Origin of the sequence: Nocardia sp. NPDC058244 (assembly GCF_042882065.1) — a bacterium.
Taxonomy (GTDB): domain Bacteria; phylum Actinomycetota; class Actinomycetes; order Mycobacteriales; family Mycobacteriaceae; genus Nocardia.
In genome coordinates this window covers 1-25,537 of the sequence record NZ_JBHVWX010000003.1, presented here as the reverse complement: position 1 = coordinate 25,537, position 25,537 = coordinate 1, and the positions used below count along the sequence as shown (strand labels likewise).

Genomic DNA, 25,537 nt, shown 5'->3' with positions numbered 1-25,537 from the left:
CATTGCGCTATGTTGTAAACGAAGACGGCAACAACCGAGCCTGTGTCTCGGCGATCAGGAGAATGACAATGACGACATCTCGTATCGACGACCACGAAGGGCCGACGGCGGTCCTGCACTGGCGTGACCCCAAGCGGTACCTCTGGCTGTTCGGCCTGATCGCGCCCAGCGCGACACTGCTGGCCGTCGCCTTCGTGTGGACGTTCAACCAGCTGGGCTGGACCGCGGTCGCGCCGGTCTGGTGGTGGCTCGGGCCGCTGCTGGTCTACGTGCTGCTGCCGATCCTGGATCGCTTCTTCGGCCCCGACGGGAAGAACCCGCCGGAGGAGATGATGGAGCGGCTGGAGAACGACAAGTACTACCGGTACTGCACCTACGCCTACATCCCGCTGCAGCTGGTCAGCCTGGTGTTCGCCTGCTACCTGTGGTCGGCGCAGAACCTGGCCTGGCTCGGCGTCGAGGGAGGTCTGGGCCTGGTGTCCAAGATCGGCCTCGCCTTCACCATCGGCGCGATGGGTGGCATCGGCATCAACACCGCGCACGAGCTCGGGCACAAGAAGGACGAGCTGGAGCGCTGGCTGTCGAAGATCACCCTCGCGCAGACCGGGTACGGCCACTTCTACATCGAGCACAATCGCGGTCACCACGTGCGGGTGTCCACCCCGGAGGACCCGGCCAGCGCCCGCTTCGGCGAGTCGTTCTGGACCTTCCTGCCGCGCAGCGTGTGGGGCAGCCTGGTCTCGGCCTGGGAGCTCGAGCGCACCCGCCTCGAACGACTCGGCAAGAGCCCGTTCAGCATCCACAACGACGTGCTCAACGCCTGGCTGATGACGGTGGTGCTGTGGGTGGCGCTGGTCGCGGTGTTCGGCCCGGTGATCCTGCCGTTCCTGCTGATCCAGGCCGTGTACGGCTTCTCGCTGCTGGAGACGGTGAACTACCTCGAGCACTACGGCCTGCTCCGGCAGAAGACCGCCTCGGGCCGCTACGAGCGCTGCACCCCCGAGCACAGCTGGAACTCCGACCACATCGTCACCAACATCTTCCTGTACCACCTGCAGCGGCACAGCGATCACCACGCCAACCCGACCCGGCGCTACCAGACGCTGCGGCACATGGACGGCGCTCCCGAACTGCCCAGCGGCTACGCCAGCCTGATCGGCCTGGCCTACCTGACGCCGCTGTGGCGCAAGGTGATGGACCCGCGCGTGCTCGCGCACTACGACGGTGACATCACCCGGGTGAACATCCAGCCCGCCAAGCGGGACAAGGTCCTGGCGAAGTACGGAGCGCGCTGATGGCTGCCTACACCTGTCCGGTCTGCGACTACCGCTACGACGAGAGCGCCGGTGCGCCCCGCGAGGGTTTCCCGGCGGGCACTGCCTGGTCGGCCATCCCCGACGACTGGTGCTGCCCGGACTGCGGGGTCCGCGAGAAGCTCGACTTCGCCCCGAGCGAGGAGGTGTCGCGATGAGCGACTACAAGCTGTTCCGTTGCGTGCAATGCGGTTTCGAATACGACGAGGCGCTGGGCTGGCCCGAGGACGGCATCGAGCCGGGTACCCGCTGGGACGACATCCCCGATGATTGGTCGTGCCCGGACTGCGGCGCCGCCAAGGCCGACTTCGAGATGCTCGAGGTGAGTCGCGGATGAGCGGCCGGATCGTCATCGTCGGCACCGGCGTCGCCGGTGCCACCGCGGCCCAGACGCTGCGGCGCGAGGGCTACGCGGGGGAGATCGTCCTGGTCGGCGACGAGCCCGACCTGCCCTATCGCAGGCCCGCGGTATCGAAGGAACTGCTGGCGGGTACCGGTTCGTTCGATCGCACGGTGCTCAAGCCGGTGAAGTTCTGGGTCGACAACCGGATCGATCTGCGTCCCGCGTTCGGCGTGGAGTCCGTCGACACCGACCGGGCGACCGTGCGCCTTGGCACCGGCGAGGTGCTCGGCTACGACAGCCTGCTGCTGGCCACCGGCGCCCGCGCGCGGTCGATCGACACCGCGTCGACCCGGGTGCACACGCTGCGCACCCGTGCCGACATCGCCGCGCTCCAGGCGGCGATCACCGCGGGCGGCTCGCTGCTGATCATCGGTGGTGGGCTGATCGGCTGCGAGGTCGCCGCCACCGTCCGGGGCCTGGGCGCCCGGGTGACCCTGCTCAATGCCGGTCCCGCGCTGATGGATCGGGTGGTCCCGGCGGTGGTGTCGGACCTGATGCGGCGGATCCACGAGGAACACGGAGTCGTGGTGGCGAACGACGTGCTCACCACCCAGCTGGTCGACGCCGGTGACGGCGTCACCGCCACCGCCGCCGACGGGCGCACCTGGTCGGCCGCCGCCGCGCTCGTCGCCGTCGGCTCGGTCCCGGAGACGTCGCTGGCCGAGGCCGCCGGGATCGCCGTCAACGACGGCATCGTCATCGACCAGCACTACCGCACCTCGGCGGCGGGGGTGTTCGCCGCGGGCGACGCCACCACCGGATTCCATCCGCTGCGTGGCGAATTCGAACGCGGCCAGCACTGGAACTCCGCGATGACCGCCGGTGCGGCCGCCGCGCTGTCGATCCTCGGCCATCCGGCCACGCCCGCGGAGGTCCCGTGGGGCTGGACCGATCAGCACGGGGTCTCGATGCAGTTCGCCGGGTGGTTGCACCCGCACGACGAGCTGATCGTCGACGGCGACCTCGACGGCAAGGACTTCCTCGCCGTGGCCCTGCGCGATCGACGGCCGGTGGGCGCCGTCGCGCTGCGCAGGCCGCGCGAGCTGCGGGCGATCCGTCCGCTGATCGCGGCGGGGGAGCCGTGGCAGTCGGCGGAGCCGGTCGCCGCGCACTGATCGGCCTACCGGCTGCCACCCGAACCGGGCCGCTCCCGAGGTGATCTCGGCAGCGGCCCGGTGTCGTCACATGGTGACTACCAGTGCACGCCGGGCAGCATCCGGCTCACCCGGGCGGCCGGGCTCGGCATCACCATCAGCGGGGTGAGCACCGGAGCCAGGACGGTGAGCGCGTTGCGGCTGGGCTCGGCCGGTTCGGCGGGCTCGGGCGCGGGCTCGGCCAGCACCGGCTTGCCCTGGGCGGCAGTGGATTCGCCGAACAGGCGGAAACCGGTGTGCATGATGGTCCGTTTGAGCGAGGGCAGGAACATCTCCACGGCCTGCGAGAAGGTGCCGACCGGGGTGTCGATCCGGTCGGGCCGTTCCAGCATGGCGCGCACCACGATCCGGGCGGCCCGCTCGGGATCGGGCAGCGGCAGGGCCCGGTAGAGATCGGTGGGGGCGATCATCGGGGTCCGCACCAGCGGCATCCGGATGGACGTGAAAGTGACACCGTCGCCGCGGTTCTCGACGGCGGCGATATCGCTGAAGTTGTCCAGCGCCGACTTGCTGGCGGCATAGGCGGCGAAGCGCGGAACCTTGGTCTGCACCGCGATCGAGGAGATATTGACGATGTGGCCGAAGTGCCGCTCCCGCATCGACGGCAGCAGCGCCAGGATCAGCCGCACGGCGCCGAAGTAGTTCACCGCCATGGTCCGCTCGAAATCGTGCATGCGGTCCACCGAGTTGGCCACCGAGCGACGGATCGACCGGCCCGCGTTGTTGATCAGGTAGTCCACATGGCCGTGCTCGCTCAGCAACTGCCGCACCAGGCTGTCGACGGCCGCGGCGTCGGTGATGTCGCACGGGTAGGCGAACGCGGTGCCGCCGTCGGCCCGCACGGATTCCGCTGCGGCGGTGAGGTCTTCGACGCCGCGCGCCACCATGAGCACGGTGGCGCCGCGCTGGGCGACCGCGTGCGCGGTGGCCAGGCCGATGCCCGAGGACGCGCCGGTGATCAGCACGATCCGGCCCGCGAGCCGGTCGGCGTCGGCCGGGACCCGCCCGCGCTGCGGGTCGAGGTTGGCCCGCCAGTAGTCCCACAGCCGCTGGGCGTAGGTGTCGAAGGCGGGCACCGTCAGCCCGGGCAGCTGGGCCCGGGTCGACTCGGCGACGAACTCGGCGGTGAACCCGACGTGCGGGGCGACCTCGGCGGGAATGCCCGCCTGCTCGAACAGGAAGTCGCGCACGGCATGGGCGCCGGGCACATGACCGAGACCGGCCAGCGCGCGGGCACTGCCCGGGACGGTGCCGATTCCCACCGGGCCGCCCGCGGCGCCGGCCAGGGCGCGGTAGATCTCGCCGAAGGGCTGCGGGTCCGGGTTGACCAGGTGGAACGTGCGGCCGTCGAGGCCGTCCTTGCGCGCCAGCCGGACCATCGCCTCGGCGACGTAGTCGACCGGAACCACGTTGGTCGCGCCCAGGTCGGGCAGCGGCAGCGGCAGATCGGCGGGCAGCGCGGACAGCGCGTCGATCGCGGCGAAGAAGTAGTAGGGGCCGTCGATCTTGTCCATCTCGCCGGTGCGCGAATCGCCGACCACGATGGCCGGGCGGTACACCCGCCAGCGCAGATCGGTGGCCTCGCGGACCAGCTTCTCGGCCGCGAACTTGGTGCGGTGGTACGGCGAGGTCAGGTTCTGGCCGAGATCGAAGTCCTCCTCGAAGAACTTGCCGCGGTGATCGCCCGCCACGGCCACCGAGGACACGTGGTGCAGCACGGCGTCGAGCCGGCGCGCCAGCTCGATCACCGAGCGGGTGCCCGCGACATTGGCCGCGTGCGCGGTCTCCTCGTCGGCGGTCATGTCGTAGACCGCGCCCAGATGCAGCACGTGGTCGGCGCGCGGCGGCTCGTCGCCCAGGCCGAGGCCCTCGGCGGTCAGGTCGCCGACCAGCGCGAACACCCGGTCACCGTCGGGATGCTGCGCGGTCAGCGCGGTGAACTTGGCCAGCGACTCGGCACGCACCAGCACGTGCACGATCGCCGTGGGATCGGCGGCGAGCAGCCCCCGCACCACTCGCCGACCGAGAAACCCGGTACCGCCCGTCACGATGTAGGAAACCATCGCCCCTCCTGAAATTCTCGAAACACGGTGTCGTGCAACAGTGATCCGGCATGCGGCGGTGGATGCGGGCATCAAATGTGCGGATATCCAGCAGCAGATGGCTGGAGAGAAACCGGGCACATCGTCGTCCCGGCAGGCCCTAACCGTACTCGTCGGTAACCTAGCCGGGCAAGCTCGTGGCGCCCGGTCGCCGTGTGGGAATTGTCACCGATCGTCGCAGGTCAAACGGTGTGTGTGACAGCTGATTTCAGTAACTGAAAGTTTCGGACAACTTGTCGCTACCGTCCGGCGAGGACGTCGTCGACGACGCCGCGCATCCGCGCGCGGAACACCTCGGGGGCGAAGGTGAGCGCGTGATCGCGGATCTTCGCCGGATCGTAGGCGGCCGAATCGAACTCGCCCATCAGCTCGGCCAGCGCCGCGACGACCTCGTCGTCGGCGCCGGCGGGCACGTACTCGCCGCTGACCCCGGGGCGCACCGTGTCGAGCGCGCCGCCCGACCCGACGGCGAGCACGGGCGCCCCGCACGCCATCGCCTCGACGGGGACGATGCCGAAGTCCTCGATGCCCGGCATGAGCAACGCCCGGCAGCGCCGGTACATGTCCTGCAACTGCTCGGCGGAGGTGGCGCCGAGGAAGGTCGTCTCCGGACCCGCGATCGCCTCGAGCTGGGCGCGGAAGCGGCCATCGCCGAGCACGACCAGGCGCACCCCGGCCTGCTGCGCGGCGCGAATGGCCAGGTCGGCGCGCTTGTAGGGCACCAGGCGGCCCGCGCACAGGTAGAAGTCCTCGCGGACGACGGCCGGGTCGGGCGTGAACCGCGCGACCTGGACCGGCGGGTTGACCACCGAGGCGGGCAGGCCCCACCAGTCGGTGACCCGCTGCGCGACCGCGTGCGAATTGGCGACGACGTGGGTGAGCCGGGGCGCGGCGCGCAGTTCCCCGCGCCGGGCCAGGGTGCCCAGGGCGGCGAGGGCGAGCTGTCCGGCGCGCCCGCCCGCCTCCTGGGCGCGGAATTCGCGATCCCAGGCCCAGCGGGCCGGGCTGTGCACGTAGGCGATCACGGGTGCGTCGGTGGCCAGGGCGGCCTGGGTGGCGAAGGCGTGATGGCTGATCACCACCACGTCGTGGTCGCGCAGCGGCAGGCGGCGCAGCACCCGCGGCACCAGCGGCAGCAGGGGAGCGTGCCTGCCGCCGGTCAGGGAGTGGGCCCGGCTGAGCCAGCTGTCGTGGACCGCGCCGACCGGTGCGCGGACGCCACCCGGTGCGACGATCGGTGCGAAAACCTGGGCGCCGGGCCAGGTTTCGACGAATTCGCCGACCACCGCCTCGGATCCGCCGAACTCGGTGAAACGTTCGTGCACGAGGGCGACACGGGTCATCGGGAGGTGCTCGTTTCGATCTGTCGGGGAGCCGCGGTGCGGCGCAGGGCGGGGGCGACGGGCCTGCCGCGCAGCAGGCCGTCGACGGTGCCGTGCTCGATCGCGCGGCGATAGATCACGGCCGCCTCGGCGCAGGCGGAGACGGTGGCGCGCACCGTGTCGGCGTCGTGGGCGGCGGAGACGACGAAGGACTGGCCGAGCACGCCGCGCTGGAGGAGTTCCTGGAGGAACAGGGTCCGAAAGGCTTGGGACGGAACACCTTCCGCGTCGAGGGTGCGGAAGATCAGGCAGGACGGGCGACCCAGGACCTGGACGTGGTCGGCGAGGCCGAGCGCGGCGGCGGCCGCGTTCACGCCGTCGGCCAGATCGCGACCGGCCCGCTCCATCCGGGCGATCGGGTCCTCGGTGCGGTAGGCGTGCACGACCGCGCGGAACGCGGCCAGCGCCGAGGTCTCCGGGCCGTGTGTGGTCGAGAGCAGGAACACCCGGTCCTGGTCGGTGCGCAGGCCGCCGCGCTCCATGTACTCGCGTTTGCCCGCGAGCGCGGAGATCGGGAACCCGTTGCCCATCGCCTTGCCCCAGCACGACAGGTCCGGCGTGACGCCGTAGACGGCCTGCGCGCCACCCGCCGCCCAGCGGAACCCGGTGATCATCTCGTCGAACACCAGCAGCGTGCCGTACCGATCACACAGTGCGCGAACGCCTTCCAGGTAGCCGGGCAGCGGCTCGGCCAGCGCGGTCGCGGCCTCGAGGAACACCGCGGCCACGTCGCTCGCGGCGAGGGTGGCCGCCAGCGCGTCGAGGTCGTTGTAGGGGAACTTCACCGTGTCGACGACGGGGATGCCACCCGCCATGTCGGTGGTGCCGATGAACCAGTCGTCGACGGAGAAGAACGGCTGATCGCAGACGGCGATCCGGGTCCGGCCGGTCACCGCCCTGGCGAGGCGGACCGCGGCGGTGGTGGCGTCGGAGCCGTTCTTGGCGAACTTGACCATGTCGGCGCCGGGCACGAGCGACAGGAAGTCCTCGGCGGCGAGCAGTTCCAGCTCGGTCGGCCGGGAGAAGCTCAGGCCGTCGGCGGCGGCGAGTGCGGCGGCCGCGCACACCGGCTCGTAGCCGTGGCCCAGCGTGACCGAGCGCAGGCCCATGCCGTACTCCACGAACTCGTTGCCGTCGACATCCCAGACCCGAGCTCCCTTGCCGCGCACCAGCACCGGTGCCATGCCCTCGGGGTACTGGTCGCTGCCGCGCGCGTAGGTGTGCGCGCCGCCGGGAACCAGCTCGTGCAGCCGGGCCTGGACGGCCGTGCTGTGTTCGAAGCTGCGCATCAGCATTCCTCTCGGCTCGTGCGGTTCCTCGGCGACCGGACCGAGCGGTTGCCTGCCTACGAGCTGGGCGTCGCGTTCTTGCTCGCGGTCTTCACCGGCGCGGCCCGCGGCGGCCACTGCCGGGGCAGGACCGTGGTCTCGGGGTCGTACGCGCCGGGTGCCGTCGCCGAGGTGACCGCATCGGCACGGACGGACACGGCCGCGGCGGTACTCGCCGGCGCGGGCGCATCGGCGGTCGCGGCGGCGGGTTCCGGCTCGGCGGTGGGGCGCTTGCGGCCGGTGCGCCGTTCGAGCACACCCCGCGCGAGGACCAGGCCCTCGGCGGCGATGATCAACGTCGCCAGCGCGGCGAACAGGCCCTCCTGCACCGGGTGCGGGGCGACCAGTTCCGTGCGCGGGTTGCTGATCACGGTCAGCCGGGCCATGCCGAGCACCTGGCGGAACTCGATCTCGCGGGCGACGTCCCTGGCGTCGAAGCTCAGCTCCGGGCGCAGCGGATCGTCGACGAGCCGCTTGGAGAAGGTGTCCTCGACGGCCCGGCGGTGATCCTCCAGGTCGGCCGCCGAGCGGGCGATCGCCTCGGTGCGCATCTGGGAACCGACCCGGTCCAGCGACTGCTGCACCGCGAGGACGAGTTTGGCGGCCTGCTCGGGCGTGCCCGCCTGCGCCTTGATGATCAGCAGCGACGGGGCGGGCCCGGTCATGGCCGAGACCCGGGGCCGCAGGTCGTCTTCGGAGGGGGCGAGCCCGTTCTTCACCACGTCCGAGAGCACCCGGCTCTCGGTCACCAGCACGATGTAGGGCTGGGTGAGTTCGTTGAACACCGCGCCGATCGACTGCTGGGAGATCTGCGCGGTCAGGCTCGCCTCGTAGGTCCGGTCGCTGCGATCGCGCACCAGCCAGACGCCGGCGCCGACCAGCACCGCGATCACCAAGGCGATCGGCAGCACCCGGACCAGCTGGCGGGCATGCCCGGCGAGGTCGACGCCGGACATCGACGCACTCGCCGAGCGGGACTCACCCGTCGCCGCCGTCCCCGTCTCGCTCACACTTCCCCCACATTCCGCCGGTAGTGGTGGCGATGTTAGCTGGGGTTCCGAGGTGTCGCGAGCGCGGCGAGACGCCGCCGCGAGACGGTTACCCCCCGGGCGGGCTCGGCAAACGTGTCGCCGGATCGGAAACGTCGACGCCGTCGCGTTCGATACGCACGTGGTGCGGCGTGTCCGGCAACCGTTCAGCGGCTCGGTGTGGTGGAAATCGCCAGATGAGCGCGGGCACGGGGAGATCGGTACGCTGAGCCGGTTCGTGCCGGCCCCCAGCGGGCACGACGGATCGGTGAGTGACGGAAATCATGGAGGATCGAACAGTGGTGGGGGTTCGGGTGTCGGTGTGTGTCCCGGCATTCAACGCGGCGCGCACGATCGTCGAGACCATCGGGTCGATCCTGGAGCAGGACTTCGCGGACTTCGAGATCGTCGTGGTCGACAACGCGAGCGCCGACGGCACGGGCGACCTGGTGCGGTCGTTCGACGACGACCGGATTCGGCTGTACACCAACGACGCCGTCCTGCCGATGGCCGAGAACTGGGACCGGACGATCGGGTTGGCCTCCGGCGAGCTGGTCAAGCTCGTCTGCGCCGACGACCTGATCACCCCGAATTGCCTGTCGGCGCAGGTCGATGCGTTGCGCGATCCGGCGATCGCCGTCACCGGGGCCAGGTTCGACGTCATCGACGACGCGGGGACGCTGCTGGCCCGGTCGCGCGGGCTGACGGGCCTGCTCGGCCGCTGCTCCTCGCGGACCACCCTGCGGGCCTTCGTCCGCAAGCTCCCCGACGAGCTGTGCCCGACGGCCGCGTTCATGTTCCGCCGCAGCGATCTCGCCACGACCAGCGGATTCCGCACCGACTTCCTCTACGCGATGGACATCGACCTCGTCGCGCAACTGGTCGAGCGCGGCGGGTTCTACGGCGACAGCCGGGTGCTGGCGGTCAACCGCGCCTCGGCGTTCAACCATTCGTCCACCACGTCGACCCTGAGCAAACTGTCCGACGTGCTCCGGTTCAACCACCACTACCGCCGCAGGCATCGCGATCAGATCCGTGCCGTCGATCTGCTCGTCGGTGACGGCAAGGTGGTGCGGCAGGCGCTGGTCCGGCTGTGCGCGCGGGTCAAACGCGCGATCGGGCAGGACTGAGCGCGTGGGCCCGCTGCTGTACCTGCTCGCCGTCCCGGTCGCCTGGGTGTTCCTGCGCTGGATCCGGCATCGGCCGCAGCGCGGGCTGTTGCTGGTCGCCGCGCTGGTGCCGTTCAACGGTCTGCTCCTGATCGCGCCCGGGTGGATGCAGGTCAACGGGTGGAAGGAGGCGCTGCTGCTGCTCACCCTCGGGGTGGCCGTCTTCGTCCCGCAGCGCGAACCCGAACCGCGCCCGGTGATTCCGTGGTGGTCGCTCGGCGCGGCCCTGGTCCTGTTCGGGGTCGTGTCGGCGTTCGTGACGGCGGGCTCGCTCGGCCTGTTCGCGATCAAGATCACGTTCTTCTACTTCGTCGTGGTCCCGCTGATCCTGTACCTGCGGCCGTTCAGCGCGCGCGACCGCGATCTGCTGGTGACCATCATGATGGTGGAGTCCGTCGCGATCGCGGTGTTCGGGCTGGCCCAGCAGGCGATCGGCGCGGCCGGTCTGGCGCAGATGGGGTACGAGTACAACGAGACCATCCGGTTCTCCGGGGGCATCCTGCGCTCGTTCAGCACCTTCAATCAGCCGTTCCCGTTCGGCTTCTACCTGGTGACGGTCCTGCTCGTCGGCGGATCGGTCGCACTCGCCGCGCCCCGGCGCCCGCGCAACCGGATCTTCCTGCTGGCGACGCCGATCCTGGTCGCGGGGATCGCGGCGAGCGTGGTGCGGGCCGCGCTGGCCGGTCTGCTGGTGGGGGCGTTGGTGCTCGCGGTGGTGCGGTATCGGCGGCAGCTGAAATCGGTGATCATCGGCGGCGTCGTGCTGGTCGTGCTCGGCAGTGTCGCGGTGTCCGCGCAGGCCCGCAGTTCGCTGTTCTCCTCGTCGAGCCTGGCCGACCGGGGGACCGGGTGGAACACCGTGCTCCGGTCGATGGGCAGTCATCCGTTCGGGGACGGACTCGGCTCCACCGGGGCCGCGAAGGCGCGTCAGCTGGTCGAGGAACTCGGCCCGATGGCGGAGAAGCTGCCGTACGCCACGGGCGAGGTGCAGATCTACGGACGTCCGTATCAGCCCGACAACTACTACGTGAAGCTGCTGATCGAACTCGGGCCGATCGGGGTGTGGTTGTTCGCGGCGATCATGGTGGTGATCTACCTGATGTCGATTCGCGCGGCCCGCGCCCTGCGCGGGAACGACGCGGCCCTGGCCCTCGGGGTCGCGGCCGCCGTGCTGGCCAGTGCGGTGGCCGCGGTCGCCTCGAGCTACTTCGAGATCTTCCCGAGTGATTTCTACTTCTGGTTGCTGGCCGCCGTCGTCGGCTGTGCGATCACCCAGCGGTCCCCGACCGTCGAGCGCAGCTCCGTCCCCGAGCAGGTGACATGAATATCGAGGCACGTGAGAATTCAGGTGGCGCACTGCGTTTCGGTGCGCTCGCCTGCCGCCCGCACGGGGCGGGGGTGTCGACGTATCAGCGTGAGCTGCTGGCGCGGATGCCCGCGCTGCTGGCGGGAACGGACCTGTCGGCCGTGGTCCAGGCCGATGCCGCGGCGACCCTGCCCCCGGGCATCACCCCGGTGCCGCGTCCGGTCGCGGCCGGAGCGCGGCGGGCCTGGCACGGCATCGCCCCGCTGCGCGGCGTCGACGTCTTCCACGGGCTCGACGTCGACGTTCCGGTCACCGGGCCGCGCGCCACCGTCAGCACCGTGCACGACCTGTCGGTGTTCGACGTGCCGTGGGCGTTCAGCCGCTACCGGGCGCGGGGCGAACAGCTGCTGGTCCGGATGTCGCTGGCCCGTGCCGATCTGCTCGTCGCGGTCTCGGAGTTCACCGCCGAGCGGATCGCGGACCGGTTCGGCCGCGACGCGGTCGTCGTTCCGCTCGCGCCCGCCGGGTGGGCGCGGGTACCCGCGGACCACGAGGTGGCGCGGGTGCGCGCGCGATACGACCTGCCGCCGCGATTCGTGCTGCAGGTCGGCACCGTCGAACCGCGCAAGCAGGTCGCGATGCTGGCCGAGGCGGCCGGTCTGCTCGACATCCCGCTGGTGCTGGCCGGTGCCGGGTCCGACGGCCCGCACGCGCCGAGCACGGCGCTCGGACTCGGCTACGTCGACACCGCGGACCTGCCCGCGCTGTACGCCGCCGCGACGGTGGTCGCGTACTGCTCGCAGTACGAGGGATTCGGGCTGCCGCCGGTCGAGGCCATGGCCTGCGGTGGCGCGGTGGTCGCGAGCGCGGTCGGCGCGCTGCCCCAGGTCTGCGGGGACGGCGCGGTGCTCGTGGCGCGCACGACCGCCGAGGACTGGGCGAAGGCCCTGCGTCCGCTGGTGCACGACGCGGCCGCCAACCAGGACCTGCGCGAGCGCGGCCGCGCCGCGGCGGCCGAGCTGAGCTGGCAGCGGACGGCGGCGGCGACCGTCGCCGCCTACCGCGCGGCCGGGCTGCTGTCGTGACCGACGAAGCCACCGCGGCCGTCTCCCGCGACGATCCCGCGCACGGTGGCCGTGCTCGATCCGGCCGGGCCGCGGCGAGCAACACCGCGGCGATGCTGGCCAGCCGGATCTTCGCCGCGGTGCTGGGATTGCTGGGCACCACGCTGATCGCGCGCATGCTGCCCGCGGTCGAATGGGGTTACTTCTCCTTCGTGTTCGGGCTGCTCGGCATGCTCGCGATCGTCACCGATCTCGGTGTCGGGCGCGCGGTCATCGGGAAGCTGGTCCACGGGGAACCCGCCGAGGCCGCCGAGATCGCCAGCTCGTTCATCGTGTTGCGGACGGTGCTCGGGCTCGTCGGTTACGGCCTGGCGCTCGGGTACGTGCTGGTGCTGCGGTGTCCGCCGGAGGTCGTCACGGCCACCGCGGTCGCGGGGTTGGTGGTGGTCGTGGCCACGCCGAGTCATGCGCTGACCGTGCTGTTCCAGTCGACGATGCGGCTGACCCTGGTCGCCGCCGCCGAAGCGCTGGCCCGCACCGTGCAGCTGGCGCTGACGGTCCTGGCGGTGCTGTGGTCGCCGACCCTGCTCCTGGTCGTGGTGCCCGCCGTCGTGTACGAGATCGTCGCGCTCGTGGTGAAGATCGTCGGGATCGGGCGCGGGCTGGGCGGGCCGATCCCCGCGCGACGCATCGAATTGCGCTGGTGGGGCGGCATGCTGCGGGAAGCGCTGCCGCTGAGCATCGGTCTCGCCCTGATCATCGTGTTGCAGAAGGTCGGGCTGCTGCTGCTCGGGCACTTCGACAGCTACGAGTCCGTCGGGCTCTTCGCCGTCGGTATGAAGTTCGCCGATCTGCTCGACACCGCGGCACTCGCGGTGGTCGCCCCGCTGACCACGCTGCTGATCGCCCTGTGGCCGGACGATCCGGCGCGTTTCCGCCGCTACTTCCGCCAGGCGACCACCGCGCTGACCGCGCTCGGGCTGGCCGCGCTGGTGGCCTTCTGGCCGGTCGCCGCCGACGGGATCCGGTTGCTGTTCGGCGCGGATCTGGACGCGGCGGCGGACGCCGCCCGGATCCAGATCCTCGGCGGCCTGCTGGGGGCGCTGGCGCACCTGGGCCTGGTGGCGCTGATGGCCGTCGGCCGCAATGTCGTCATCCCCTGGATCGCCGCGGTCGCCCTGCTGGTCGACCTCGCGCTGGCCTGGCCGCTGATCTCGCGCTGGTCCTATACCGGCGCGGCCCTCGCCGGACTGGTGGCGCAGCTGGTGCTGCTCGTCGCGGTCTGGGTCGCATTGGCCGCCGCGGTCCGGGTGCGCCGGCTGGTGCCGCTGGCCACGGTGACCGCCGTCGCCGGGGTGGCCGCCGCGGTGATCGCCGCGGCGACCGCGATCGACCGGCACTGGGCACCTCCGTGGATCGTCACCGCGATCACGGCCTGCCTGATATACCTGTTCCTCGCCGGCTGCATCGTGCGACGGACCGACGGATTGACGATACGAACCTTGCGGGGGCCGAAACCTGATGACACTGTGGCGAATCGCCCGGGGGATGCTCACCGCAGCAGTCGTCACGGTGACGATGCTGGGATGCGCGACGACCGTGCCGATCACCACTGACACCGCCGCCCCCGCCACCGGTCTCGGTGTGTCCGGTGGCCACGCCTGGCTGGAATCCGATGCGGCGGAACTGGACCGGCAGATGGCCGTCGTCGCCGCCAGCGGTGCCACCTGGGTCCGGATCGACCTCGACTGGTCGGTGATCGAACCGCAGCGCGGCCGCCAGGACTGGTCGGCGACCGACCGCGCGGTCGGCGCGGCGCGGGCCCACGACCTGTCCGTGCTGGCCATCCTGACCTACGCGCCCGCCTGGGCCGGGCTGCACGAGGGTGTCGAGACCAGCAAGGCGGTGCCGCAGCCGGTGCTGTTCGGCCGGTTCGTCGGCGACGCGGTCGATCGGTACCGCGACCAGATCTCGCACTGGGAGATCTGGAACGAACCCAATGTCACCGCCTTCTTCGCGCCGCGGCCGGACATCGGGGTCTACGCGCATCTGCTGCGCCAGGCCGCGCTGTCGGTCCGGGCGCGGCAGCCGCACGGCCAGGTCCTCGTCGGCGGCCTGGCACCGGCGACGAACAACGGCCAGGACATCGCGCCGACCTCGTTCGTGGAGCTGCTCTACGAACTCGGGGCCGCGGCCGACTTCGACGGGATCGCGGTGCACCCCTACTCCTATCCGGAGCTGCCCGCGTCGCCGGCCTGGTACAACGCGTTCGGCAATCTGATGGCCATCCGGCGCATCATGGACGCGAACAACGACACCTCGGTCCTGTTGTGGCCGACCGAATTCGGGGCGCCCACGGGCACCGGCGCGCGGGCCGTCAGCGAGGCCGTGCAGGCCGAGATCCTCGATCAGGGACTCGGTCTGATCGCCACGATGCACGATATCGGGCCGGTGTTCGTCTACTCCCTCGTCGACGCCGGGGACGACCGCGACGATCTCGAGGACAACTTCGGCATGCTCCGCCGTGACTACACCGAGAAACCCGCGCTGGCCGTGCTGCGCGCCCACGCGGAGGCCCGCCGTGCCGGCCGCTAGCGACGCTCGGGAACTGGTGTTCGTCGCGCATTCCAGCCGGGCCTCGGGCGCCGAGAAGATCATGCTGGCCCTGGCCGAGCTGGCGGTGCGACAGGGCAGGCGGGTCCGGGTGGTCTGTCCCGACGGACCGCTGCGGAATCTGCTGCCCGCCGCGGTCGGTCATGTCGCGATCCCGGAACTCGGGTTGGCCGGTCAGCGGGGCGGACAGCGGCTGCGCGCCGCCGCCGTCCTGGTGTGGCGGTGGTGGCTGGCCGCCCACGTGCTCCGGCGGGTCTCGCGCACCGGCGAGGTCCGGCTGGTGGTGAACTCGACGATGGCCCTGCCCGCGGTGGCCCTGGCGCTGCCGCGGCGCCGGTCCACGGTCTGGCTGGTGCACGATGTGGTGGTCAGCCGACGGCAGCTCGCGGTCGCGCGGGCGGGGCGCCGCGCGGTCGGTCGCGCGGTCGCGGTGTCGGAGCGAGCCGCGATGCCGTTGCGCGCGTGGGGATTCGAGGTCGAGGTCGCCCGGCAGGGCGTGCGCTGGCCGGTCGATCCCGCCCCGGTTGTCGAGCGCGAGCCCCTGGTGGCCGGGATCCTGGGCGTGGTGACCGAGTGGAAGGGCCAGCACGTGCTGCTGGCGGCCGCCGCCGAGCTCCCCGAGATCCGGATCGAGATCGCCGGCTCCGCGCATCCGGGCGACGAACCGTATCTGGCCGCGCTGCGGGAACGGGCCCAGCGGGCCGACCTGGCCGGCCGCGTCCGGTTCCTCGGCAATGTCGACCCGCTGCCGACGATCCGTGGCTGGGATGTGCTGGTGTCGGCGAGCGTGCTGCCCGAGGCGGGCCCGCTGGTGGTGCTGGAGGCGATGAGCGTGGGTGTGCCGGTCGTCGCGACCGATCACGGCGGCAATGTCACCGACGACACGGCACTGTGCGTCGCGCCCGGCGATCCGATCGCCTTGCGCGACGCACTGCGGCGGCTCGGCCGGGACCCGGAGCTGCGCGCCCGGCTGCGCGACAGCGGCCGCGACGCGATCGCGGCCGACCACGATCTCGCCGTGACGCTGCCCCGCATGCTGGACGCGCTACTCGCGACCTCGGATCAGATCGAAAAGGTCCGGCCGTAGGTGACGACGGTGTCGCCGGTGGCGGTGACGATCTTCACGAACGGGCGGACATTGGTCTGGCCGAGCACACCGGTCACGGTGCCGTGGAACCCGGAAAGCCGCAGCACGCCTTCGGTTCCGGCGATGTCGCCACCGGCGACCTCGACCTCCCGGATACCCGGGCCGAACCCCACCGCCAGCTCGACGCCGGCGCGGGGGATCAGGCCGTCCAGCTTCACGGTCGGCCCGCTGCCGCCGACCTCGACCCCGAGACTGGGCGTCGACCACTCGAACTTCAGTCGTCCGTCGAGGGTGGCGGGATAGCCGACCTGGTAACCGATGGTGAGACGCCCGGTCCAGTCGGCGGCGTCGGGGCCGGTGACCAGGTAGGACGCCTCGCCGCTGTGGAACCACTCGCGGGTCAGCGGATTGCCGTCCAGCGGTGCGACGAAGTCGATCCGGGTGTGTGACTGGACCGCCTCGACGGTGCGGTCGTGCCCGTCGAGGACGGAGTTGCTGCTGTCGACGGCGGCACCGGCCGAGCCGGTGCCCATGGTGAGACCGATGACGACGGCCGAGGCCGCCGCGATCCTGCGCAGCGCGCGCGGACGAAACACGATGATGCCCCTCGGAATTGTTCCCCTGAACCTTCGCCCGCCGAACAGCGTGTTCGACGTCGCCTCCCCACGATCCGGGCTCAGCCGGTGCGGCACTGCACCCGGCGCGACGTTGGGCCCCTCGAGTATCCCACGCGGGCCACTCATCCGCCGTTCAGCGAAAGATCAGCTGCGCCACAGTGATTCGGGCACGGCATCGAGCGCGCGGGCCCGTGGCCCGGCCGGATCGTCGACGAACCAGCGGCCGTCGAGGGTGGGCAGCAGCGCGGTGACCTCGTCGTACAGGTCGGGCAGCGTCAGCAGGACGGCGTCCGGGTCGGCCGCGACGAGGTCGGCGGGGGAAACGATCGGGACATCGGTGCCCGGCATCCGGCCGCCCTGTTTGGCGGGCGAGGCATCGGCGACCCCGGCGAGCAGGCCGCGGTGCGCGCCCGCCATCGCCAGCAGCGCGACGGCGCGCGAGGCCGCGCCATAGGCGTACACCCGGTCTCCACGGGCCGCCCGGTGCTCGAGCCAGGCCCGCAGGGCGCCGACGTGCTGATCGACCACCCGCTGCAAGGTGTCAACGGCCGGGGCGGCGGCCTCGGCGGCGCGGATCGCCGCGACGGTGTGATCGGCGGGGTGGACGCCGTGGCGGGCGGCCAGCAGCACGGTGCCGCCGTAGAGCTCGAACCGCCATCCGGCGACCACACTCATCCCGGCCGTGCGCAGCAGGGTGTCCAGCGTGGCGAGGGAGTAGTAGGCGAAATGCCCGTGCCGCAACGCATTCCACTGTCCCTGCGCGAGGATCGCGGCCAGTGAGTGGTACTGCACCAGCAGGACGCCGCCGGGTGCGGTGGCGGCCGCGCGGGCCGCGAAGGCCGCGCGCTGGTCGGGTTCGTGCATGATGCCGAAGCAGTCCAGGACCACGTGGGCGGGCCCGTCGGTCGTGGTGAAGCCGTGCTCGGTGAGCAGCGGCAGCCAGGTGCCGCCGTGCGGGCTGCCGAACTCGGTCACCGTCGTCCCCCGCAGCAGTCCCGCCGCGTCGACGAGCCGGACGGCCTCGGCGGCTTGCTCACGCAGGGCCAACGGCTCGATGCCGCGGGGTTCCGCGGTGACGGTGTCGTCGTCGGCGAGCTGCGCCAGCCCACATCCCGCGCAGCGATCCATCCGCAACGGATGCCCCGACTCGGCGGCATCGACCGGGGTGTCGTGCGGCGGGAAGTGATCGGCGGCGGGCACCGAGCCCAGGTCGAGCACGGTGGTGAGGACGGTACTTCCGCAGCCGCGGCACCGGCGGGTCATGACAGGATGTCCTCGTGCGTATCGAGCGGACCGAGCTGGCCGACGTGGTGGTACTGGTTCCCGAACCGTTCCGGGACGAGCGCGGACTGTTCACCCGCACCTTCGACGCCGCGGAGTTCGACGCGCACCTCGGCGTCGACGGTGCCGCGGCGAGCTTCGTGCAGGACTCGCAGTCGCGGTCCCGGCGCGGGGTGATCCGCGGCATGCACGGGCGCGGCGGCCGCGGCGAGGCGAAACTGGTCCGCTGCGCGCACGGCGCCGTGCACGACGTCCTCGTCGACATCCGGCCGGGCTCGCCCACTTTCGGTGCGCAGCAGGCGTTCCGGCTCGACGACGCGGACTTCCACCACCTGTACGTGCCGCCCGGCTTCCTGCACGGCTTCCAGGCGCTGACCGAGGTCGCCGACGTCTGCTACCGCATCGACCGCCCGCACGACCCGGCCGAGGACCTCGGGGTCGCCTACGACGACCCCGACCTGGCGATCGGCTGGCCGCTGCCCGTCGGCCTCGTCTCCGCGCGCGACGCGCGGGCGGGCAGCTGGGCGCGGCTGCGCGCTACGCTGGGGCCGTCGCACTGATCCGGCGCAACCGCGCGTCGAGTTCGCCGGTGTCGCACAGCTTGCGCAGGTGCGGCAGCCGGGTGAACCGCTGGAAGAAGTCGTCGGCGGTCAGGCCGCGGGCGGTGTATTCGCGGTAGAGCTCCGCGGCCCCGGCCGACACCGTCCACCGCGCCTCGTAACCGAGCACCGACCGCGCGGCGGAGAAGTCGACCCGATAGGACCGCGGGTCCGCGCCGTTCTCGCCGGTGATCAGCAGTCGCGATCCCGGCACCGTGTCGACAACGGCGGCCGCGATCTCGGCCACGGTGAGATTGTTGACCTCGGTGCCGATATTGAAGGCGCGGCAGGAGATGTCGGCCGCCGGTGCGGTCAGGCAGGTCGCGAACGCGGTCGCGATGTCCTCGGCGTGCACCAGCGGCCGCCATGGCGTCCCGTCGGAGAGCACCTTCACCTCGCCGGTGAGCACCGCGTAGCCGACCAGGTTGTTGAGCACGATGTCGGCGCGCAGCCGGGGCGAGAAGCCGAACGCCGTGGCGTTGCGCAGGAAGACGGGCGTGAAGTCGGCGTCGGCGAGGGCGGCGACGTCGTCCTCGACTCGCACCTTGCTCTGCGCGTACGGGGTGATCGGGCGCAGCGGGGCCTCCTCGGTGACCAGCTCGGCACCGGCCGCGCCGTACACCGAACAGGTGGAGGCGTACAGGAACCGCTGTACCCCCGCCTCTTTCGCCAGCCGCGCCAGCCGCACCGACGCGTGGTGGTTGATGTCGTAGGTGATCTCCGGGGCCAGCGCGCCCAGCGGATCGTTCGACAGCGCCGCCAAGTGGATCACCGCGTCGAAGCCGCGCAGCTGCTCGACGGTGACTTCGCGCAGATCCACGGCCAGCTGGTCGGGATCACCGGCGAAGTCGCCGAGCAGGCAGTCGGCGAAGTAGCCGATGTCCAAGCCGGTGACGGTGTGCCCCGCCGCCCGCAGCACCGGCACCATCACGGTGCCGAGATAGCCCTGGTGCCCGGTGACCAGTACCCGCATGTTCACGTCCGTTCCCATCTGATGATCGCCTTGTCCAGCACGAACGCCTCGGCGTAGGGCGCGTGGCACTGCACGCCACGCATCCGGGCCAGGCCGAGGAAGGCCTCTTCGTCGAACCAGTCGCGGCCGGTCTGCGACGGATAGTGCTCGTGTAGCAGCCGCGACTTCGCCCGCACGAGTTCCCGGGTCAGCGGGTGGTACAGGGTGGGTGCCGGGGTGTCGGTCTCCCACTTGAGGATCTCGTAGCCCAGGGTCAGGTGGTCGCGGAACTCGGTGGGCACCAGCTCGGCCAGCAGCCGGTGGTCCTGGTGGGCGTCACCGCGATGCGGCGCGAACACCACGTCGGGTTCGCCCGCACGCCGGAATCGGGCCAGCGCGTCCTTGATCCGGTCCCAGTGCGCCGGTGCGCGGCCGTCGGGGATGTCGAGCACGTCGAGCTCGGGCTTCGTGCCGGAGCAGAACGCGGTCAGTGCCGCGCGTTCCTCGTCCTCGCGCGCGGTGCCGCCACCGGACAGCACCAGGGCGCTGACCTCGAGCTCCGGGTCGGCGCCGGTGAGGGCGAGCAGCGTCGCGCCCAGCCCGATCGCGATGTCGTCACAGTGCGCGCCGAGCAGCGCGATCCGGCGCGGCGGACGGGGGAACAGCCCGATCACCCCTGCTCCCACACCATCCACGGCCGCGAGCCGTTGCGGTAGGCGTCGTCGAGTTCGGCGCGTTCCTTGAACGTGTCGGCCGGCTTCCAGAAGCCCAGATGCTGATAGCCGAACAGGCGGCCCTGCCCGGCCAGCGCGCCGCACGCGTCGGCGACGAGATCGCCGCCGGGCGGCAGCAGATCGAAGATCTGCTGGCTGAGCACGAAGTAGCCGCCGTTCTCCCACAGCGGCATCCGCGCCACCGGCATGATCTCCTTGACCTCACCGGCCGGAGTGATGTCGACACAGTGGAACGAGGACTGCGGCGGGACCACCAGCATCGACGCCGCCGCGCCCGAGGCGTGGAAGGTCTCGATCATGGTGTCCAGCGGGGCGTCGGTGAGCACGTCGGCGTAGTTGGCCAGGAAGTACTCGTCGCCGTCGAGGTACTGCCGGACCCGCCGCAGCCGCTCGCCGATCGCGGACTCCACCCCGGTGTCGACGAAGGTGATCGACCAGTCGCCGATATCGCTGCCCAGCAGCTCCACCTGACCGTTGCGGATGACGAAGTCGTTGGACGCCGACTCCTGGTAGGTCAGGAAGAAGTTCTTGATGTGCTCGGCGCCGTAGCCCAGGCACAGGATGAACTCCTTGTGCCCGTAGTGCGCGTAGTAGCGCATCACATGCCACAGCAGCGGCCGCGGCCCGACCAGCTGCATCGGCTTCGGGACGATGTCGTCGGAGCCGCCGCGCATGCGCATGCCGTATCCGCCGCAGAACAACACGACCTTCATCGGTTCACCTTCGTTTCCGTGCCCGCGCGGTGCAGCACCGGCAGCGGATAGACCAGTTCGCCGCCCCAGTCGCCGACATGGCGCAGCTGGGCGGTGATCTCGGTTTCGAGATTCCACGGCAGGACCAGCACCACGTCGGGCCGGTCGGCATCGATGCGCTCGGGGGGATGGATCGGAATCCGGGTCCCCGGCGTGAATCGCCCGTGCTTGTAGGGATTGCGGTCCACGGTGTATTCGAGCAGGTCGGGCCGGATGCCGCAGTAGTTCAGCAGGGTGTTGCCCTTGCCGGGCGCACCGTAGCCGACGACCCGCCTGCCCTGCTCCCGGCAGTCGAGCAGGAAGCGCAGCAGCTCGAGCCGGACCCGCTCGGCCCGGACGCCGAGTTCGGCATAGCCGGCCGGGACGTGCAGGTCCGCGGCCCGCTCCAGCTCGAGGACCTCGGCTACGCGCGCGGTCGGCACCGCGACCGGGTCGGGGCGGGCCCACAACCGGATCGACCCACCGTGGGTCTCCAGCAGTTCCACATCGACCACCGTCAGCCCGGCGACCGCCAGCGCGCGCTGGGCCGAATGCACGGTGTAGTACTGGAAGTGCTCGTGATAGACCGTGTCGAACTGGCCGAGCCGCACCAGCTCGAGCGCGTGGTGCACCTCGATGCTGAGCCAGCCGTCGTCGGCGAGCAGGGTACGCAGCGCGTGGGTGAAACCGCGCAGGTCGGGGACGTGCGCGTAGACATTGTTCGCGACCACCAGATCGGCGGGCCCGTGCTCGGCCCGCACCCGCGCGGCCGACTCCGCGTCGAGGAACGCGGTCTCGGTGGGGACACCCGCCGCCCTGGCCGCCGCGCCGACATTGACCGACGGCTCGATGCCCAGGCACGGGATGTCCCGGGCCACCGCATGGCGCAACAGATACCCGTCGTTGCTGGCGACCTCGACGACGAACGAGTCGGTACCCAATCCCAGCCGCTCGGTCGCGGTGGCGACGAACCGCTCGGCGTGGTCGACCCAGCTGCGCGAGTACGACGAGAAGTACGCGTACTCGGTGAAGGTCTCCTCGGGGGTGATCAGCGCGGGGATCTGCAACAGCAGGCAGTCCCGGCACAGCCGCAGGTGCAGCGGATAGGTCGCTTCCGGCAGGTCGAGCTGGGCCTCGGACAGGAAACTCTCGCACGGTGGGGTCGCGCCCAGATCGAGCACGCTCACGAGCCGATCGGAATCGCAGAGACGACACTGCACGCGGGGTCCACCTTCTAGCTGTTCGATCATCGCGGCCGCTGCCGGACATGCCGGACGTCGGCGCGGCGAGCTCAGACGTTACAACCGGGGGGCGCGGGGGGCCATTCGAAACCGCTGGGAGCGAAACCGATTCGTGGTATGTTTCGGGGTTGGGGCTGTTCGCGGGCATTTCGGCAAATTGTCGGCGACAACAACGCGACCCTGGGGAATTGTGACTCGTCCCACCGGGGAAATCAAATGTCCTGGCGTCATGTTCGATAGCCATGATAATTCGTGTGATAGCCGTGTGATTGCCGCCATAGTCGGCAACCCTGTGGAATGCACTGTGGCGCATACCCTTCGGGAAGAAGTCCACTCGAGACTCTGTAACAATCATCGGACGGGTATCGAATCGACGGGCAGAGCGGCCGAGCAGGGGCCGCTTTTTCGGTCGACGGCGACCGGAAAATTGATTCGTCTCCCGAGGGGGAGGTGTGGGTTCATGAGCTTCGAGCTCGCCGGTGGCAGCGATGTCGATGTGGTCAACGGTGTCCGAGTGCTGCGCCGAACGCAGCGTGAGAATTGGCAGGTGGCCTACCTCCAACGCCTGGCCGCCACCGATGTCGTCGCCGTGTTCGCGGCCGTCGCCGCCGCCCAGATCCTGCGCTTCGACGGCCCCGCCGCGCCGCCGCTGGCCTGGCCGCTGCCCTACGAGGTCGGCTACTCGGTGGTGTCGCTGGCGCTGGCCGCGGGCTGGCTGGCCCTGCTGCACGGGACCCGCACGCCGCAGGTGATCGGCTCGGGCAGCGAGGAATTCCGGCGGCTGGTCTCGGCGACGATGCGCCTGTTCGGGGTGCTGGCCATCCTCGCGCTGCTGCTCCGGGTGGAGGTGGCGCGGGGCTATCTCGCCATCGCGCTACCGGCCGGGCTGTTCGCCCTGATCGTGGGCCGGGTGGTGTGGCGGCTGCGGTTGCGGCGCTGGCGCGCCCAGGGGCGCTGTCACACCGCGGTGCTCGTGGTCGGTTCGCCCGAGGCCGCGCAGGCGATGGCCGGCGCCTTCACCGACGACCCCGGCTCCGGCTATCGGATCGTGGGTGTCTGTGTGCCCGCCGGCGCCGGGGACCCGCGCTTCGCCACCGTCGACGGGCCCTCGGTCCTCGGCGACGATCGGTCGGTGCTCGAGGCGGTGCGCCGCAGTGGCGCCGACTCGGTGGCCGTCGCGGCGACCGAGCACCTCGGCCCGGTCGAATTGCGCCGCATGGCCTGGGAACTTGACCCGCTCGGCGTCGATCTGATCGTGGCGCCGGGCGTGGTCGACATCGCCGGTGTCCGGCTCACCAACCGGATCGTCGCGGGCATGCCCATGCTGCACATCGACGGGCCGCGCTACGACCACGCCAAGTCCAGCCGCAAAGCGCTGTTCGACTTCTGCTTCGCCGCGACCGTGCTGCTGCTCATCGCGCCCATGCTGGTGGCCATCGCGATCGCGGTGCGCACGACGAGCGCGGGACCGGTCTTCTATCTGTCCGAGCGGATCGGCCGCGACGGCATCCCGTTCCGGATGATCAAGTTCCGCAGCATGCTGGTCGGCGCCGACCGCGCGGTGGACGCGCTGATCGAGAGCAACGGCGGCAATCCGGTCTTCTTCAAGGTGAAGGACGACCCGCGCGTCACCCCGGTGGGCCGCTTCCTGCGCAAGTACAGCCTCGACGAGCTGCCGCAGTTCTTCAATGTGCTGCGCGGGGACATGAGCGTGGTCGGGCCGCGTCCGCAGGTCCAGCGCGAGGTCGACAGCTACGACGGCGAGATGCGCCGCCGGTTGCTGGTGAAACCCGGTGTCACCGGGCTGTGGCAGGTGAGCGGGCGTTCGGATCTGTCCCCGGAGGATTCGGTGCGCCTTGACCTGTCCTATGTCGAGAACTGGTCGATGGTCCTCGACCTGGTCCTGATCGGCCGCACCATCGGCGCGGTCACCCGCGGCGACGGCGCGTACTGAGCACCGGGGTGGGGGGGCCCCCGCCCCCCCCCCCCCCACTACTCCGCCGCGTCGTGCTGCATCTCGTCCCGCAGCACCCGCTGTTCGATCTCGCGCCAGCGTCCCGGCGTCGGATGCGGGTAGTCCGCGCGATCGTCGTGTTCGGCGCCGGCCAGTATCGTGGCCGCGTTGTCGATGTCGTCGATCAGCTGCTGGGCCAGTTCCCGCTCGGCCGCGTAGTGCCGCTGCGCCCACTGCAGCACGATCTGCGAATACGCCCAGCCCGGTTCGGATTTCGCGGCCTCGGCGTCGATCGCGGCCCGCTGCTCGAGCTGGTCGACGTCGTCGATGTGGTCGCGCAGGATCTGCTTGAGCCGATCCGGCGAGCCGAGATGACCGAACATGACCCGCACCAGGACATGGTGTTTGAGCACCGACGGATCGACCGGCGCCTTGTTCCACCACAGCGTGACCGCGGCGCGGCCCGCGTCGGTGATCTGATAGAGCCGCTTGCCGCGCATGGCGTTGTCGTGGTCGAGGCGCGAACTCGCGAAGCCGTGCTGCTCGAGCTTCTTCAGCTCGGCGTAGATCTGGCTGTAGGACGGCGTCCAATAGAAGTAGCGCAGGCTCCAGTCGGCCCACTTCTTGAGGTCGTAGCCGGAGACCTCTTCCTCGTAGGAGAGCATGGCGAGAACCGCCCAGCTGGTCGGCGGCAGGTTGGGCACGCCGGGATCGGGGTCGGGAGTCGCCATCGCTGCATGTTAGCAACCGCGAGTACCACCTTTCGCCCGCCGACAACCGCTGACCGGGAGAACGTCTTGAGCCGGTCACCGCTCACCCCGGATCGTGGGGGCAACGAATTCCGCTCGGGAGGACCCCTATGAATGCAGACAACGTCGTCGTCGACGCAGGTATCCCTGCCCCCGCCGACCTGCGCAGAGTGCTCGGTCATTTCGCGACCGGCGTCGCGGTGATCGCCGCTCACGACGGGACGCGGCCGCTCGGCTTCACCTGTCAGTCGGTGGTGTCGGTGTCGCTGGACCCGCCGTACGTGTCGTTCTGCCCGGCCAAGAGTTCCACCAGCTGGCCGCTGCTGCGCGCGACGGGCGCCCTGTGCATCAACATCCTGGCCGAGGAGCAGAGCGCGCTGTGCCGCCAGTTCGCGGTCAGCGGTGCCGACAAGTTCGCCGGGGTCGAGTGGGATCGCGCGGGCAACGGCGCGCCCGCGCTGGCCGGGGCGCTGGCCCACATCGAGGTCAGTGTCGAGCTCGAGCACGACGCGGGCGACCACACGGTGGTGCTGGCCCGGATCGCCGATCTGCGCGCCGCCGAGGGCGCCAAGCCGCTGCTGTACTACCGCGGCGGCTTCGGCGGCTTCGCGGCCTGACACGACAACGACGGCGGGGGGGGGGGGGGGGGGCCCACCCCCCCCCCCGGGCGAACCCCACCCCGCCATTGTGATATAAAAAAAAAACAACCCCCCAAACCAGGGCCAAACAG

24 protein-coding genes are annotated in these 25,537 nt (G+C 71.0%); 13 read left to right on the top strand and 11 right to left on the bottom strand.

All coding sequences use genetic code 11. The features are described from left to right. Positions 1 to 68: 68 nt before the first annotated feature. Genes ACFVW6_RS09820 through ACFVW6_RS09805 form a run of 4 tightly spaced genes read left to right on the top strand, consistent with a single transcriptional unit; the run spans position 69 to position 2,831 of the window. A complete protein-coding gene (locus tag ACFVW6_RS09820; RefSeq protein ID WP_378826488.1) occupies positions 69 to 1,295 on the top strand; it encodes an alkane 1-monooxygenase in 1,227 nt (408 codons plus the stop codon). After that, a complete protein-coding gene (locus tag ACFVW6_RS09815; RefSeq protein ID WP_355284827.1) occupies positions 1,295 to 1,471 on the top strand; it encodes a rubredoxin in 177 nt (58 codons plus the stop codon). The genes ACFVW6_RS09820 and ACFVW6_RS09815 overlap by 1 nt, the downstream gene beginning before the upstream one ends. Beyond that, positions 1,468 to 1,650, top strand: a complete 183-nt coding sequence (locus ACFVW6_RS09810; RefSeq protein WP_019046747.1) for a rubredoxin — start codon at positions 1,468 to 1,470, stop codon at positions 1,648 to 1,650. Before ACFVW6_RS09815 ends, ACFVW6_RS09810 begins: the two co-directional genes overlap by 4 nt. Further along, positions 1,647 to 2,831 (top strand): NAD(P)/FAD-dependent oxidoreductase, encoded by a 1,185-nt coding sequence (locus ACFVW6_RS09805; protein ID WP_378826484.1) that lies wholly within the window; start codon positions 1,647 to 1,649, stop codon positions 2,829 to 2,831. The genes ACFVW6_RS09810 and ACFVW6_RS09805 overlap by 4 nt, the downstream gene beginning before the upstream one ends. 77 nt (positions 2,832 to 2,908) lie before the next feature. Here the strand turns inward: ACFVW6_RS09805 and ACFVW6_RS09800 are convergent, their stop codons facing one another. From ACFVW6_RS09800 to ACFVW6_RS09785, 4 genes are all read right to left on the bottom strand, one after another. Then, entirely contained in the window at positions 2,909 to 4,933 is a 2,025-nt protein-coding gene (locus tag ACFVW6_RS09800; RefSeq protein ID WP_378826482.1) for an SDR family oxidoreductase, read from the bottom strand. Between the two features lie 278 nt (positions 4,934 to 5,211). Then, positions 5,212 to 6,315: a glycosyltransferase gene (locus ACFVW6_RS09795; protein ID WP_378826480.1), complete on the bottom strand. Its 1,104-nt coding sequence runs from the start codon at positions 6,313 to 6,315 to the stop codon at positions 5,212 to 5,214. Further along, positions 6,312 to 7,643 carry a glutamate-1-semialdehyde 2,1-aminomutase gene (locus ACFVW6_RS09790; RefSeq protein WP_378826478.1) on the bottom strand — a complete coding sequence of 444 codons (1,332 nt, stop codon included), beginning with the start codon at positions 7,641 to 7,643 and terminating at the stop codon, positions 6,312 to 6,314. The genes ACFVW6_RS09795 and ACFVW6_RS09790 overlap by 4 nt, the downstream gene beginning before the upstream one ends. A 56-nt stretch (positions 7,644 to 7,699) precedes the next feature. Further along, positions 7,700 to 8,692: a hypothetical protein gene (locus ACFVW6_RS09785; protein WP_378826476.1), complete on the bottom strand. Its 993-nt coding sequence runs from the start codon at positions 8,690 to 8,692 to the stop codon at positions 7,700 to 7,702. 317 nt (positions 8,693 to 9,009) lie between these two features. Here ACFVW6_RS09785 and ACFVW6_RS09780 point away from each other — a divergent pair, with 317 nt between their 5' ends. From ACFVW6_RS09780 to ACFVW6_RS09755, 6 genes are read left to right on the top strand one after another with little or no spacing between them, the layout of a single operon-like run. Next, positions 9,010 to 9,840: a glycosyltransferase family 2 protein gene (locus tag ACFVW6_RS09780; RefSeq protein WP_378826474.1), complete on the top strand. Its 831-nt coding sequence runs from the start codon at positions 9,010 to 9,012 to the stop codon at positions 9,838 to 9,840. A gap of 4 nt (positions 9,841 to 9,844) precedes the next feature. Next, a complete protein-coding gene (locus ACFVW6_RS09775; RefSeq protein ID WP_378826472.1) occupies positions 9,845 to 11,203 on the top strand; it encodes an O-antigen ligase family protein in 1,359 nt (452 codons plus the stop codon). Next, on the top strand, positions 11,200 to 12,270 hold the full coding sequence (locus ACFVW6_RS09770) for a glycosyltransferase family 4 protein (protein WP_378826470.1): 1,071 nt from the start codon (positions 11,200 to 11,202) through the stop codon (positions 12,268 to 12,270). The genes ACFVW6_RS09775 and ACFVW6_RS09770 overlap by 4 nt, the downstream gene beginning before the upstream one ends. Next, on the top strand, positions 12,267 to 13,865 hold the full coding sequence (locus ACFVW6_RS09765; RefSeq protein WP_378826468.1) for an oligosaccharide flippase family protein: 1,599 nt from the start codon (positions 12,267 to 12,269) through the stop codon (positions 13,863 to 13,865). Before ACFVW6_RS09770 ends, ACFVW6_RS09765 begins: the two co-directional genes overlap by 4 nt. After that, positions 13,849 to 14,844 carry a beta-xylosidase gene (locus tag ACFVW6_RS09760; protein WP_355278531.1) on the top strand — a complete coding sequence of 332 codons (996 nt, stop codon included), beginning with the start codon at positions 13,849 to 13,851 and terminating at the stop codon, positions 14,842 to 14,844. The genes ACFVW6_RS09765 and ACFVW6_RS09760 overlap by 17 nt, the downstream gene beginning before the upstream one ends. After that, complete coding sequence (locus ACFVW6_RS09755; RefSeq protein WP_378826464.1) at positions 14,831 to 15,949, top strand: glycosyltransferase family 4 protein; 1,119 nt, start codon at positions 14,831 to 14,833, stop codon at positions 15,947 to 15,949. The genes ACFVW6_RS09760 and ACFVW6_RS09755 overlap by 14 nt, the downstream gene beginning before the upstream one ends. Here the strand turns inward: ACFVW6_RS09755 and ACFVW6_RS09750 are convergent. Both ACFVW6_RS09750 and ACFVW6_RS09745 read right to left on the bottom strand, forming a co-directional pair. Next, positions 15,925 to 16,545 carry an MspA family porin gene (locus tag ACFVW6_RS09750; protein ID WP_378826462.1) on the bottom strand — a complete coding sequence of 207 codons (621 nt, stop codon included), beginning with the start codon at positions 16,543 to 16,545 and terminating at the stop codon, positions 15,925 to 15,927. The two genes, ACFVW6_RS09755 and ACFVW6_RS09750, sit on opposite strands and share 25 nt — an antisense overlap. A gap of 165 nt (positions 16,546 to 16,710) precedes the next feature. Continuing rightward, positions 16,711 to 17,829: a class I SAM-dependent methyltransferase gene (locus ACFVW6_RS09745; protein WP_378826460.1), complete on the bottom strand. Its 1,119-nt coding sequence runs from the start codon at positions 17,827 to 17,829 to the stop codon at positions 16,711 to 16,713. Between the two features lie 14 nt (positions 17,830 to 17,843). On the opposite strand from ACFVW6_RS09745, the gene rfbC reads away from it, so the two are divergent. Next, entirely contained in the window at positions 17,844 to 18,407 is a 564-nt protein-coding gene (gene rfbC / locus ACFVW6_RS09740; RefSeq protein WP_378826458.1) for a dTDP-4-dehydrorhamnose 3,5-epimerase, read from the top strand. Here rfbC and ACFVW6_RS09735 read toward each other — a convergent pair. The 4 genes from ACFVW6_RS09735 to ACFVW6_RS09720 are packed head-to-tail and all read right to left on the bottom strand — an operon-like array spanning position 18,385 to position 22,083. Beyond that, positions 18,385 to 19,419 carry an NAD-dependent epimerase/dehydratase family protein gene (locus ACFVW6_RS09735; protein ID WP_378827033.1) on the bottom strand — a complete coding sequence of 345 codons (1,035 nt, stop codon included), beginning with the start codon at positions 19,417 to 19,419 and terminating at the stop codon, positions 18,385 to 18,387. The genes rfbC and ACFVW6_RS09735 overlap by 23 nt on opposite strands. 2 nt (positions 19,420 to 19,421) lie before the next feature. After that, positions 19,422 to 20,072: a PIG-L deacetylase family protein gene (locus ACFVW6_RS09730; RefSeq protein WP_378826456.1), complete on the bottom strand. Its 651-nt coding sequence runs from the start codon at positions 20,070 to 20,072 to the stop codon at positions 19,422 to 19,424. Next, positions 20,069 to 20,845: a glucose-1-phosphate cytidylyltransferase gene (locus ACFVW6_RS09725; protein WP_378826454.1), complete on the bottom strand. Its 777-nt coding sequence runs from the start codon at positions 20,843 to 20,845 to the stop codon at positions 20,069 to 20,071. Before ACFVW6_RS09725 ends, ACFVW6_RS09730 begins: the two co-directional genes overlap by 4 nt. Further along, positions 20,842 to 22,083 carry a class I SAM-dependent methyltransferase gene (locus ACFVW6_RS09720; RefSeq protein ID WP_378826452.1) on the bottom strand — a complete coding sequence of 414 codons (1,242 nt, stop codon included), beginning with the start codon at positions 22,081 to 22,083 and terminating at the stop codon, positions 20,842 to 20,844. Before ACFVW6_RS09720 ends, ACFVW6_RS09725 begins: the two co-directional genes overlap by 4 nt. A gap of 481 nt (positions 22,084 to 22,564) precedes the next feature. Between ACFVW6_RS09720 and ACFVW6_RS09715 the strand changes: the two genes are divergently transcribed. Further along, positions 22,565 to 24,058: a sugar transferase gene (locus ACFVW6_RS09715; RefSeq protein ID WP_378826450.1), complete on the top strand. Its 1,494-nt coding sequence runs from the start codon at positions 22,565 to 22,567 to the stop codon at positions 24,056 to 24,058. A 38-nt stretch (positions 24,059 to 24,096) separates the two neighbouring features. Here ACFVW6_RS09715 and ACFVW6_RS09710 read toward each other — a convergent pair whose 3' ends face one another. Continuing rightward, on the bottom strand, positions 24,097 to 24,789 hold the full coding sequence (locus ACFVW6_RS09710; protein ID WP_378833978.1) for a PadR family transcriptional regulator: 693 nt from the start codon (positions 24,787 to 24,789) through the stop codon (positions 24,097 to 24,099). A gap of 128 nt (positions 24,790 to 24,917) precedes the next feature. Between ACFVW6_RS09710 and ACFVW6_RS09705 the strand changes: the two genes are divergently transcribed. After that, on the top strand, positions 24,918 to 25,424 hold the full coding sequence (locus ACFVW6_RS09705; protein ID WP_378833981.1) for a flavin reductase family protein: 507 nt from the start codon (positions 24,918 to 24,920) through the stop codon (positions 25,422 to 25,424). Positions 25,425 to 25,537: the final 113 nt, after the last annotated feature.